The sequence below is a fragment of the Scandinavium manionii genome, assembly GCF_024764775.1.
Taxonomy (GTDB): domain Bacteria; phylum Pseudomonadota; class Gammaproteobacteria; order Enterobacterales; family Enterobacteriaceae; genus Scandinavium; species Scandinavium manionii.
Window position 1 is genome coordinate 83311 of the sequence record NZ_JALIGC010000031.1, and the last position, 12788, is coordinate 96098.

Consider the following 12788-nt stretch of genomic DNA (forward strand, 5'->3'; position numbering starts at 1 on the left):
AGCAGGCAGAGGCGCCGCCGGGAACTGACGTTTATCTGCCGCCGCGAATCAAGCCGCCAAGGCCCCGGCGTTCCATGAATGCCGCCACTTGATGGCGCACTTCAGTCGCAAGTTGCGCATCCAGGCTGCGCTGTGCCAGGTTTTTCGCATCTTCCAGCTCGATGTGACGCAGCAAGTATTTCACGCGAGCCACCGAGCGTCCGTTCATCGACAGATGGCGGAAACCCAGGCCAATCAGGATAGTCACGCACATCGGGTCACCCGCCATTTCGCCGCATACGCGCAAGTCGATGTCGAGGCGCTCGGCGTCCTGAGCAATCATCGACAGTGCGCGAAGCAGCGCCGGGTGCAGGCTATCGTACATGCTGGCTACACGGGTATTGTTCCTGTCGACCGCCAGTAAATATTGCGTCAGATCGTTGGTTCCCACGGAGATGAAATCAACGCGGCGAGTCAGATGCGGCAACATGAATACCATTGATGGCACTTCCAGCATCACGCCGATCCGCGGTTTCGGGATCTCGTAGCCGATCATCTCTTCCACTTCGCGTCCAGCACGTTCAATCAGGCGTTTTGCCTCATCGACCTCATCAATACTGGTGACCATCGGCAGCAAAATGCTGAGATTACCCGTCGCGGCATTGGCACGCAGCATCGCGCGAACCTGAACCAGGAAGATCTCCGGCTGATCGAGCGTGATGCGGATCCCGCGCCAACCGAGACATGGGTTTTCTTCGCTGATGGGCATGTACGGCAGTTGTTTGTCGGCCCCGACGTCCAGCGTTCGCAGTGTCACCGGTTTGTCGTTGAACATTTGCAACATGCCCTGATACTGGGCCACCTGCTCTTCTTCTGACGGGAAACCGCTTTGCAGCATGAACGGGATTTCAGTGCGATAGAGCCCGATGCCATCGATGCGGCTACCAAGCTTTTCTTCGTGCTCTGGGCTTAAACCGGCATTCAGCATTACTTTCACGCGTTCGCCGCTTTTCAGCTGCGCCGGACGATCAACGTCATCTTCCGCGATTCGGCTGAGTTCATTTTCTTCGGTCACCAGCCGTTGGTATTCCTGCAGGAGTACCGGCTCGGGATCGACCAGCAATTCACCGCGATAGCCATCGACCACCAGCATTCGGCCATGCAGCACCGAAGGCTGAATATCGGCGCCCATCACCGTCGGGATACCCAACGCGCGCACCATAATGGCGGCATGAGAGTTCGCTGCGCCGTCGCGCACCACGACGCCCGTCAGTCTGTCCTGCGGCACTTCGGCAAGCGTGGTCGCCGAAAGCTCATCAGCCACCAGCACGAAGCGCTCCGGCCAGGCGTTTGGGCCCTGCACAGAGTCATCGAGATGGAAAAGCAGACGTTGACCCAGCGCCCGGAGATCGCCCGCACGCTCTTTAAGATAACCATCACTCAGGGCCGCGAACTGCGCAGCAAATTTTTCGATGATGGTTTTGACCGCCCATTCTGCTACCGAGCCTTTGTCCACTTCAGCGAACAGCTCTTTGCGCAGTCGCGCGTCTGATAACAGGTGTGAATAGAGATCAAAGATAGCCGCGGTTTCTTTCTGGGCTCCGGCCGCAAAACGCTTGCTGTAACGACGAAATTCTCCAGCCGCCTCTTCCAACGCACCGGTCAGACGTTCGCGCTCAAGCGCAGTGTCCAGCGTTGAGGCTTCGTACACCTGCTCCATCAACGGCAGTGTAGAATCCATCCAGCCCTGAGCAATCGCCACCCCGGATGCAGCCGCCAGTGCGCGAATGCGCGTTTGACGGTACTGACCAAACAGCGCCGTAAGCTGAGACTGAGAGAGGATCGCCGCCATTTGAGTGGCAAGCGTGACGAGGAAGGATTCTTCACTTTCGTCGAACTGACGCAGTTCGCGCTGCTGAACCACCAGCACGCCAAGCAGTTGGCGACGCTGGATGATCGGCACGCCAAGAAATGCGCGGTACTTTTCTTCCTTTACGGAAGGAATATATTTGAAGCTCGGATGCTTTTGCGCATCCGCGAGGTTAATGGGCTCCGCGAGGCGTCCCACCAGGCCAACGACACCTTCATCAAAGGCGAGTGTAATCGTTCGGCCGCGTGGCTTTTTCAGCCCGCGAGTGGCCATCAGGTAATAGCAGCGCCTGTCATGGTCAGCGAGATAAACCGAACACACTTCGGTTTCCATTGCCTGACAGATATCCGTTACCAGAATATCGAGCGCCTCGTTCACACGGGGCGCACTGGCCACTTTCTCGACTATTTCTCGCAACCGGGTGAGCATAATGTGCGTGGCTTAACCTCTTTTACGTCGATAAGCAGGGGCGGTGTTCTGCGGTTTGGGGGTACTTTCCGTCAGCGCCAGCACAACGCCTGCAAACTCCTTCATCACCCGACGGTAGACATCACGTTTAAACGACACCACCTGACGCACCGGGTACCAGTAACTTACCCAGCGCCAACCATCGAATTCCGGGGTACTGCTGGTTTGCATGTTGATATCATCATCGTTGCCTATCAACTGCAGGAGAAACCACTTTTGTTTCTGGCCGATACAAACCGGCTTTGTGTCCCAACGCACCAAACGTTTCGGTAACTTGTAACGCAACCAGTTCCGGGTAGAAGCCAGGATCCGCACATCTTTACGGCTTAACCCCACTTCTTCGAACAATTCCCGATACATCGCCTGCTCAGCGGACTCGCCTGGGTTTATCCCTCCTTGAGGGAATTGCCAGGAGTGTTGACCGTAACGCCTGGCCCACATTACCTGGCCCAGGCGGTTGCAGATTACAATTCCAACATTTGGGCGGTAGCCATCGTCATCAATCACCGGACTACCTCTAAAAACAATTTTCAATGTGAATGATTGTTTCACACTCGCTGGAAACGGTAAACCACTCTCTTGCGGCGATAACACCGGATAACAATTGAATAACTCACAGCTATCATCAAAGTTATAAACAGATAGGACCGTCCCGGGACCATTTTATTCACTTTTTCTGTGGATAGAGTTGTGAAGAAGTCGCGAGTTACCATGGGAAAACCTTGATTCGTCTTAAAAACACCATTTTTTATCATTAAAATAAAATGATGTTATTCATCTATTTAGAATAGTTCCTTTTCATTAAATATGCCATAACGTGACGATCATCACATAGGTAATCCTTGCACTGATGAAAGATCGAACAACGTCGTTTTTATCCACAGATTGTGCCACTAACTTAAACACTTTTTGTGTGAAAATTGGATTTTCATCGCACGTCAAGCCTGTAAATGGAAACAGTAGTGAGGGTTTTCCCCAGTTATCCCACTTTTCTGTGGATAACAGGGTGTAAGATCCTGTTCATTGTCAGTGACCAGAATGGGAAAACATTTTGCAGCGCAAAAAATGTTGGCTTTTTTCAATTAAAAAACGCTATTAAATCATCATATTGGCGTAGTTATTCAGAAACGGGTAAACTCTTTCCACAATGGGGATAAACCCCGCTCACTTTTCAACCAAAGGCGTGCCGTTATGTCCCTGCTGTCTCCCCTGCGTCAATCCCCTCAGTCTGAAGCCGAGCTTTTAGCTCAGGCGCAGCAGCTGGCGGGTTATACGCTGGGTGAATTGGCGGCGATGGCAAACCTGCCCATTCCGCCCGATTTAAAGCGGGATAAAGGCTGGATTGGTGTGCTGCTTGAAATTTGGCTGGGTGCCAGCGCAGGGAGTAAACCCGAGCAGGATTTCGCCGCGCTGGGCGTCGAGCTGAAAACGATCCCCGTCGACCGCAACGGCCGTCCGCTGGAAACCACGTTTGTCTGCGTCGCCCCGCTGACCGGCAACAGCGGTGTCACCTGGGAAACTAGCCATGTCCGGCATAAACTCAAGCGCGTGATGTGGATCCCAGTCGAAGGCGAACGCACTATCCCGCTGGCTGAACGCCACGTCGGTGCGCCATTGCTGTGGAGCCCGAGCGTAGAAGAGGAGCATCAGCTGCGCATGGATTGGGAAGAGCTAATGGATTTGATTGTGCTCGGTCAGGTGGAACGCATTACCGCTCGCCACGGAGAAGTGCTGCAGCTACGTCCGAAAGCAGCCAACAGTAAAGCCTTGACGGAAGCAGTCGGCACACACGGCGAACCTATTCTTACTCTCCCACGTGGTTTTTATCTGAAGAAGCATTTCACCGCCGCCCTTCTGGCCCAGCATTTTCTGCTCTGACATGATTCGTTTGGGGTGAGGCCGTCCGTGGCTTATAATTGCGCTTTTCGTTTTTGGCAGGATTTACAATGTTTGCATGGGTAACCGATCCTAACGCGTGGATGGCGCTTGGGACGCTGACGATCCTTGAGATCGTTCTGGGCATCGATAATATTATTTTTCTCTCTCTGGTAGTGGCTAAACTGCCGACGGCTCAGCGCAATCACGCGCGCCGAATCGGTCTGTTTGCGGCGATGATAATGCGACTGGCGCTGCTGGCGTCAATCGCCTGGGTCGTCAGGCTGACCAATCCGCTGTTTACGCTTTTCGACCACTCGTTCTCAGCCCGCGATCTGATTCTACTGGCTGGCGGCCTGTTCCTTATCTGGAAAGCGAGCAAAGAGATCCACGGATCGATTGAAGGCGAAGAAGAAGGGCTGAAAACCAACGTCCACTCATTCTTCGGTGCTATCGTTCAAATCATGCTGCTCGACATTATCTTCAGCCTTGATTCGGTTATTACAGCGGTGGGTCTGTCCGATCATCTGTTCATTATGATGGCTGCAGTGGTGATTGCCGTGGGCGTGATGATGTTTGCTGCACGTCCGATTGGCGAATTTGTCGACAGGCATCCGTCGGTCAAGATGCTGGCGCTGGCATTCCTTATCCTGGTCGGCTTTACATTAATGCTGGAAAGTTTTTCTATTCATGTACCGAAGGGGTATATCTATTTCGCGATGTTTTTCTCCATTGCCGTGGAGAGCCTCAATTTGCTGCGAAATAAAAAAAATCCGCTTTAAATTCAAGGACAGCCTTCAAAATGAGGGTTGTCCCGCAATCTTTTTAAGATTTTACTGCTTTTTACTTACTCCTTACCGGGTTATATCTAGAATGGTATGAGTTGCGGTCATATAAGGGGTAATAATGATGAAAAAATGGGCAGTTTTGATTTCTGCAGTGGGACTGGCATTTGCCGTTTCCGGTTGCAGCAGTGACTACGTGATGGCAACGAAAGATGGCCGAATGATTCTGACGGATGGAAAACCAGAAGTGGATGACGACACCGGCCTTATCAGTTACGAAGATCAGCAAGGTAACAGCATGCAGATCAACCGTGACGATGTTTCTCAAATCATTAAGCGCTAAAAGAATACAGGTCAGCTCGTCTGGCCTTTTTTGATTTTTTACTTCCGCTTTTTCCTCGCATCTGCCATGTTTATGTTCCTTTGTCAGGACGCCTGTTGCGCCCTTCCTGACGTTGTTGATTTAAAAAAAGGAAAACGGCTATGCACTATCACCGTATCCCCCACAGCTCACTGGAAATCAGTACTCTTGGGTTGGGCACTATGACGTTTGGTGAACAGAACAGCGAAGCCGACGCCCATACACAGCTCGATTACGCCGTTGCTCAGGGCATTAACCTGATTGACGTAGCAGAGATGTATCCCGTACCACCGCGCCCGGAAACGCAGGGTCTGACCGAAACCTACGTCGGCAACTGGCTGGCGAAGCACGGCAACCGTGAAAAAATAGTGCTGGCTTCAAAAGTCAGCGGCCCAACGCGCAATAACGACAGCGGTATTCGCCCGAACCAGGCGCTCGATCGCAAAAATATTCGCGATGCGCTGCATAACAGCCTGACTCGTCTGCAAACCGACTATCTCGACCTGTATCAGGTGCACTGGCCTCAGCGTGCGACCAACTGCTTCGGTAAGCTTGGCTACGAGTGGACGGAGTCACAGCCCGTTATCACCCTGCTGGAAACTCTCGAAGCGCTGACCGAATTCCAGCGTGCGGGAAAAATCCGCTATATCGGCGTCTCTAACGAAACCGCGTTTGGCGTGATGCGCTATCTGCACCTTGCCGATAAACACGACTTGCCGCGTATCGTCACGATTCAGAACCCATATAGCCTGCTGAACCGCAGCTATGAAGTGGCTCTGGCAGAAGTGAGCCAGTATGAAGGGGTGGAGTTGCTGGCGTATTCCTGCCTGGCTTTCGGTACGCTGACAGGAAAATACCTGAACGGTGCGAAACCGGCCGGAGCGCGCAACACGCTGTTCAGCCGCTTTACGCGTTACAGCAGCGAGCAGTCGCAGAAAGCGGTAGCGGCGTATGTGGATATCGCGAAACGTCATAACCTCGATCCGGCTCAGATGGCGTTAGCCTTCGTGCGTCGTCAGCCGTTCGTCGCCAGCACCCTGCTGGGTGCGACCACCATGGAGCAGCTGAAAACCAACGTGGAAAGTCTGCACCTTGAGTTGAGCGAAGAGGTTCTGGCAGAAATTGACGCGGTGCATAAGGTCTATACCTACCCGGCACCGTAAACATTGTGTGGCCTGATACCCTCTCCCATCGGGAGAGGGTTAGAGAGAGAAGCTACACCTTACCTTTCCAGGCCCACAGCACGATAATCGCGACCGCGAACAGCGTACCGAAACCAATCCCAACGCCTACCACCGGAATCCCCACCATCACCGCCAGCGAGTAAAGGCCGAGCATAATCAGCATCGCGCTGTTTTCGCCGAGGTTTTGCACCGCTATCGCATTCCCCGCGCCCACCGTGTGTTTCCCGCGCTCCTGCAGCAACGCATTCAGCGGCACCACGAAGAAGCCACCGCAGATCCCCAGCAGCAACAGCAGAACGTACGCCGGTAGCAGCGCGTGCTGTAGCGCAAAAATCACCACCGCAATACCAATCAAAATGCCCGCAGGCATACAGCGCGCCACGGTTTCCAGCGTCACCAGTTTCGCCGCAGCCCCCGCACCGACCACAATCCCGACGGCAACCATCGCATTCAGGTACGTCGGCGTCGCGTTGTCGGTTATCCCCAGCGCAGCCGGCACCCACAGCACCAACAGGAAACGCAGCGTGACGCCCGCGCCCCAGAACAAGCTGGTGCCCACTAGCGAAAAACGGGTTTCAGGGCTGTGCCACAGCGTTTTACAGGCCGAGAAGAAACTGCGGGTCATGGCATTGAAACGCCAGGACTGCCCGCTTCTCGCCGCAGGTAAACGAGTGATGAACAGGTTGGCGACAACCGCTCCAGCGTAAACCAGCGCACATACGCCCAGCGCCGCCAGCACGTGCCAGTCGGCCAGCACGCCACCCGCGACTGAGCCCAGCAAAATCGCGGCGATAGTCGAAGATTCCATCATCCCGTTAGCTTTAACCAGTTTGTCACCGGTGGTTAGCTCGCCAAGAATGCCATATTTCGCTGGTGAATAGGCTGCCGCGCCCACGCCCACCAGCGTGTACCCGATAAACGGGTTTACACCCACGCAGATAGACGCCGCGCCGATCAATTTCATACCGTTGGCGACCATCATCACCCGGCCTTTCGGGAAGCTGTCGGCAAACTGCCCGACAAATGGCGCGAAAAGAATGTAAGCGCCCACAAACACCATTTGCAGAACCGGCTGGCTCCAGTCCGGGTAGAATTGCTCCTTCATCAGCGCCAGGGTGGCGAATAGCAGCGCATTATCGCCAAAGGCAGACAGAAACTGGGCGCAGAGCACCGCCATCATCCCTTTCGAGCGTAGTGAAGTGTTAGTGTGCACTGACTCACTCATTCGGTTTTTCCACCTGATCAACCTGCTCTTTAAGGGCGACAAAATCGGGTTTGCCGCTGCCGAGAAGCGGTAACTGTTTAAGACAGCGGATATCACGCGGCACCGCAAGTTCCGGTATTCCGCTGGCCCGTGCCTGCTGCTGCAGTTTGTCACGCGTCAGTTCTGTGTCGGTAGTAAACAGCACCAGCGCTTCACCTTTGCTCGCATCCTGCTTTATCACCGTGGCGTGAAGCTTGTCTGGCGATACCGACAGCGCGAGCTGCTCGACCATTTCCAGCGATACCATTTCTCCGGCGATTTTCGCGAAGCGTTTGGCACGACCCTGAATTTTCACGTAGCCCTGCTCGTCAAACAGCACGATATCGCCGGTGTCGTACCAGCCATTTTCCAGCTCGCCAAGATGATTTTCCGCCGTCGGCTGTTCCAGTACACCGGGGTTTTCCACTCGCAGATAGCCGTTCATGATGTTCGGACCTTTCAACTGCAAACGCCCGCCTTCTTCAATGCCCGGCACCGCCAGCAGTCGCGCATCCATGCCCGGTAGAATGCGGCCAACCGTGCCCGGTTTTGCCGCCATTGGCACGTTGATCGACACCACCGGTGCGCACTCGGTTACGCCGTAGCCTTCCAGAATGCGCAGGCCAAATTTGTCCTGCCAGATTTGCTTCGTGCTGTCCTGGAGCTTTTCGGCACCGGCGACCACGTAACGCACTTTATGGAAATCATACGGATTGGCAAAACGCGCGTAGTGGCCAAGGAACGTGGACGTTCCGAATAGCACCGTACAGTTACGATCGTAGACCAGCTCCGGCACAATGCGATAATGCAGCGGGCTTGGATACAAGAACACCTCCGCCCCTGTCAGCAGTGGCGTAAACAGCCCCACGGTCAGGCCGAAAGAGTGGAACAGTGGTAGCGCCGACATAAAGCGGTCGCGGGCGGTGAAGTCGGCGATAGTTTTAATCTGCTCGACGTTGGCCAGAATGCTTTTATGGCTGTGCACCACGCCCTTCGGATGACCTTCTGAACCCGAAGTAAAGAGCACCATCGCCGCGTCTTCCGGTTGCTGTTTTACCTGCGCAAGATGCGGGGCCAGCAGATGGCCGAAGATCCACAGCTTGTCAGTCAGCGTCACGTCGCCTTTTAAATCTTCCAGAAACACCCAGCGCACCTGGGTCAGTTGCTCCGGCAGATGCCACAGTTTCCCTTTATCGAGGAACTGTCGGGAGGTAAATATGGTTTTGATTTCTGCCGCGGTAATCGCGCTGGAAAGCCCTTTGATGCCAGCGGTGTAGTTCATCATTGCCGGGATACGCCCGCGGGCAATGGCCCCGAAAATCACCGCCGCGCTGATCCCGGCATTCGGTAACATCAGCCCAATTTTCTCGCCCTTGGCGCTGTATTTTTCCAGAATACGCGCCACGAACAGCGTTTTGGTCAGCAGCTTGCGGTAGTTATCCGGCTGGAAATTGATGTCTTCTATGCACGGTTTTCTGTCGCCATAGCGATGCTGGGCAGTCAGCAGCGCTTCATAGAGCGTTTCACGCGGACGCACCGCCATGCGGGCTTCCATCATGATTTGATGCAGCATTTCCCCGGCGATTTTACGACGATCGCGCGCACGCGGCGCTTCCGGCATCGGCAGTGACGTCGGGGGCAAAATATGCAGATGGATTTGCGGGAAGAAGCGGCGTTTCACCAGACCTTTCAGTCGGCTGGCAAACGTCAGTTCCGCACCTTCAATACGAATCGGGACCACTACCGCCTGCGACTTTGCCGCCACAAAGCCCGCGCCATCGTAGATTTTCATCAACGAGCCGGTGATGGAAATGCGCCCTTCCGGGAAAATCACCACCGGGCGCCCTTGCTCAACCAGACGCACCAGATGCTTGATAGACATCGGTTTGGTCGGGTCCAACGGCACAAAATCAATCAGCGGTGCCAGCCAGCGCATAAACCACTTCTGGCTGATAGAGGTATAGACCGCAAATACCGGACGCACGGGTAAAAACAGCGCCAGTAAAATGCCGTCAATAAAAGAGACATGGTTCGGCGTGATAAGCACCTTCGGCTGACGCAAAGCAGCCGCATTTCCTGTGACTTTAACCCGAAACATCACTCTGAAAAGAAATCGAAAAAAGCCCAACAGCATATCAACTCCATTTTGCAAAAAATCACTTTTTGCAGGGTACATGAGATGCGACAGGAAAGCAGGAGGGGGCTGAATTTTGGGTAAAAAAAACCTGCGCATCTGCGCAGGTCGGTGCAAGTAGAGAAGTACGAAAATCGTACTAAAAAATTCTCACCAATCAATACCTCTGGGACTTTGATTGTGGCTTTTGCGCGCAAAGCTCGCCACCGGGAAAACGCAAAGGAATGAGCCGAAGTGCAACGATGTGTTACGAACATCGGTTACTGTTACAGATATGAAATTTAGGGCAAAAAAAACCTGCGCATCTGCGCAGGTTGGTGTAATCAAGTGGCCTTCCCCTAAGGGTCGACTTCACCTATCAATACCTCTGGGATAATCAGAGTATCAATCAGATTGATGAATCCTCCAGCGATCAATCGCAACAGCTAATCGCAAAGTGTAACTAAAGGTTTGGATTCATCTTTTCCATTTTCAATTGCCAGTGACGTGCTGTGTAACTTTTCACGCCATACGCCCTTTCGCATCACATTTGCAGCAGACGGCCCGCGCTTAACCTTGAACAACACTGGATTTTCCGTAACACTGAACAGGTGTAACCGTTTTCCCTCTTAAAAGGCATGTTATGGCGACAATAAAGGATGTGGCCCGGATGGCAGGTGTTTCTGTTGCCACCGTTTCCCGGGTTATCAATAACTCTCCCAAAGCCAGCGATGCCTCGCGTCAGGCAGTATTTTCCGCCATGGAAACGCTCAGCTATCATCCAAACGCCAACGCACGCGCGCTGGCGCAGCAGTCGACGGAAACCGTCGGTCTGGTGGTAGGCGATGTGTCCGATCCCTTCTTTGGTGCGATGGTAAAAGCCGTTGAACAGGTGGCGTATCACACCGGTAACTTCCTGTTAATTGGCAATGGCTACCATAACGAGAAAAAAGAGCGCCAGGCCATAGAGCAATTGATTCGCCATCGCTGCGCGGCGCTGGTTGTACATGCCAAAGTACTGCCCGATGAAGAACTGATTGGACTGATGAAACAGATCCCTGGCATGGTATTGATCAACCGGATCGTGCCCGGTTTCGAAAAGCGCTGCGTGGCGCTCGACGATCGTTACGGCGCCTGGCTCGCCACCCGTCATTTGATCCAACAAGGTCATACGCGAATTGGCTATCTCTGTTCTAACCACGCTATTTCCGACGCCGAAGACCGTTTGCAGGGCTATTACGATGCGCTGAAAGAGAGCGGTTTACCGTGCAATGAGCGGCTGGTGACGTTCGGCGAGCCGGATGAAAGCGGCGGCGAACAAGCGATGACCGAACTACTGGGCCGCGGCAAAAACTTTACTGCTGTCGCCTGCTATAACGACTCGATGGCCGCGGGAGCGATGGGCGTGCTGAATGACAACGGCATTGATGTTCCGGGGGAAATTTCGCTGATTGGATTCGATGACGTGCTGATTTCACGCTATGTGCGGCCGCGCCTGACCACCGTACGCTATCCGATCGTCACCATGGCGACTCAGGCCGCAGAACTGGCGCTGGCGCTGGCTGATAAACGCCCCCTGCCGGAAATCACCCACCTGTTCAGCCCGACGCTGGTGCGCCGTCATTCAGTGATTTCACCAGTGGAAACTCAAAGCTCGTAGCGATACAGATGCACGGTGGTGGCCGGATACTCAATGCCATCACCGATGTACTGCCAGCCAAAACGCTCGTAGAAATCACGACACGCCGAATAGAGATGCAGCTGCGAATAGCCTTTGCCACGCGCGTAATCAATCACATGCGACTGCAACCTGCCCGCAATGCCCTGCCCTCGCACCGATTCATCGACGTACAGCGCCGCCATCCATGGGAAAAGATCCTGACGGCTGATCAGGTCGCAGCGCCATAAACCCACCGTCGCCAACAGCGTGTCGCCGTCGGTCAGCACAAAGGTGAGCGGCAGCGCATCGGGCGTCTGACTGTGCTCAATGATACTGGCGAAAAACTCGCGCGGCATTGCCACGCCACCAAACGCCTGCCAGAGCCAGTCGATGACCTGGCGGCTGTGCTGCGGTACGTCATGCAGCGGCTGGACTTTCACATCAATTTCCCCTGAAAAATGGGTACAGATTCAAACAGATAGCCGTCGAAATCGGGCGCATCCTCGTCAGAGAGTTCCAACAGGCTGTTTTTCACATTCTCGAGGTGCTGCCACGTTGCCTGCCAGGCACCCATTACGTCGCGACGGCGCAGCGCCGCCAGAATGGTTTGCCTGTCGCCGAGCCATTTCAGGCGGTAGGCGCGGCTGGCAATATGCACGTTGAACTGTTGCCACAGCGGGCTGCTGTCCATTTGCAGCCAGATTTTCTCAACGGTGGTCAGCAGCATCTGGTTTTGCGTCGCGCCAGCCAGCACCAGGTGGAACATTTTACTGTTGTCCTGGGTGGTGTCGTTAGCCGCAATCGCGCGCTGTTCCTGCTCGATAATCCGCTTGAGATTGTCGATGTCAGCCCGGGTGGCCATTTTCGCGGCGAAAGCCGCAATGTTGCTTTCAAGTAGCTGACGCGCCTGCAAAATCTCAAACGGCCCGACGTCGCTGTTCAGCATCTGCTCTTCTTCGCTGTCGTTTTCCTGCGGAATACGCATTACGTACACGCCCGACCCCTGGCGAATATCAACGGTTCCCTGCAACTCCAGCATCAGCAGCGCTTCACGCACGATAGTCCGGCTGACGCCATACTTTTCCGCAATGTTACGCTCGGGCGGCAGCCGGGAACCCACCGGGTACAGGCCCTGCATAATCTGGGCACGTAAGTCTTCACCAATTTCCTGGTAAGGTTTTTTTTCCGGCGGAACAGCGGCCTTTTCCACAATATCACCTGTGTCTGCTTGCGGGTGGATGCACAGACCG

General features: G+C 54.3%; 11 protein-coding genes. 5 read left to right on the forward strand and 6 right to left on the reverse strand.

The genetic code is table 11. The features are described 5' to 3' along the window. Window positions 1-31 precede the first annotated feature (31 nt). The gene (gene ptsP / locus MUU51_RS02860; RefSeq protein WP_159773784.1) at window positions 32-2278 is read right to left on the reverse strand and encodes a phosphoenolpyruvate--protein phosphotransferase; all 2247 of its coding nucleotides are present in this window, start codon (window positions 2276-2278) and stop codon (window positions 32-34) included. Between the two features lie 12 nt (window positions 2279-2290). Further along, window positions 2291-2824: an RNA pyrophosphohydrolase gene (gene rppH / locus MUU51_RS02865; protein WP_258967060.1), complete on the reverse strand. Its 534-nt coding sequence runs from the start codon at window positions 2822-2824 to the stop codon at window positions 2291-2293. Window positions 2825-3508: 684 nt separating this feature from the next. On the opposite strand from rppH, the gene mutH reads away from it, so the two are divergent. The 4 genes from mutH to MUU51_RS02885 all read left to right on the forward strand — a co-directional run bounded on the left by mutH (window position 3509) and on the right by MUU51_RS02885 (window position 6501). Further along, the gene (mutH, locus tag MUU51_RS02870) at window positions 3509-4195 is read left to right on the forward strand and encodes a DNA mismatch repair endonuclease MutH (protein WP_258967061.1); all 687 of its coding nucleotides are present in this window, start codon (window positions 3509-3511) and stop codon (window positions 4193-4195) included. 68 nt (window positions 4196-4263) lie between these two features. After that, window positions 4264-4974, forward strand: coding sequence for a TerC family protein (locus MUU51_RS02875; protein ID WP_159773788.1), 711 nt, complete (start codon window positions 4264-4266; stop codon window positions 4972-4974). Window positions 4975-5101: 127 nt separating this feature from the next. Then, window positions 5102-5320 carry a YgdI/YgdR family lipoprotein gene (locus MUU51_RS02880; protein WP_110511502.1) on the forward strand — a complete coding sequence of 73 codons (219 nt, stop codon included), beginning with the start codon at window positions 5102-5104 and terminating at the stop codon, window positions 5318-5320. A gap of 140 nt (window positions 5321-5460) precedes the next feature. Then, window positions 5461-6501: an NADP(H)-dependent aldo-keto reductase gene (locus MUU51_RS02885; RefSeq protein WP_159773790.1), complete on the forward strand. Its 1041-nt coding sequence runs from the start codon at window positions 5461-5463 to the stop codon at window positions 6499-6501. A 52-nt stretch (window positions 6502-6553) separates the two neighbouring features. Here MUU51_RS02885 and lplT read toward each other — a convergent pair whose 3' ends face one another. Both lplT and aas read right to left on the reverse strand, forming a co-directional pair. After that, window positions 6554-7747, reverse strand: coding sequence for a lysophospholipid transporter LplT (gene lplT, locus MUU51_RS02890; RefSeq protein ID WP_258967062.1), 1194 nt, complete (start codon window positions 7745-7747; stop codon window positions 6554-6556). After that, window positions 7740-9899 (reverse strand): bifunctional acyl-ACP--phospholipid O-acyltransferase/long-chain-fatty-acid--ACP ligase, encoded by a 2160-nt coding sequence (gene aas / locus MUU51_RS02895; protein WP_258967063.1) that lies wholly within the window; start codon window positions 9897-9899, stop codon window positions 7740-7742. The genes lplT and aas overlap by 8 nt, the downstream gene beginning before the upstream one ends. 622 nt (window positions 9900-10521) lie before the next feature. On the opposite strand from aas, the gene galR reads away from it, so the two are divergent. After that, a complete protein-coding gene (galR, locus tag MUU51_RS02900; RefSeq protein WP_159773796.1) occupies window positions 10522-11538 on the forward strand; it encodes an HTH-type transcriptional regulator GalR in 1017 nt (338 codons plus the stop codon). Here the strand turns inward: galR and MUU51_RS02905 are convergent. Together MUU51_RS02905 and MUU51_RS02910 are read right to left on the reverse strand one after the other, a co-directional pair. Then, window positions 11526-11978 (reverse strand): GNAT family N-acetyltransferase, encoded by a 453-nt coding sequence (locus MUU51_RS02905; RefSeq protein WP_159758394.1) that lies wholly within the window; start codon window positions 11976-11978, stop codon window positions 11526-11528. The genes galR and MUU51_RS02905 overlap by 13 nt on opposite strands. Continuing rightward, window positions 11975-12748: a GntR family transcriptional regulator gene (locus MUU51_RS02910; protein WP_159774047.1), complete on the reverse strand. Its 774-nt coding sequence runs from the start codon at window positions 12746-12748 to the stop codon at window positions 11975-11977. The genes MUU51_RS02905 and MUU51_RS02910 overlap by 4 nt, the downstream gene beginning before the upstream one ends. Window positions 12749-12788: the final 40 nt, after the last annotated feature.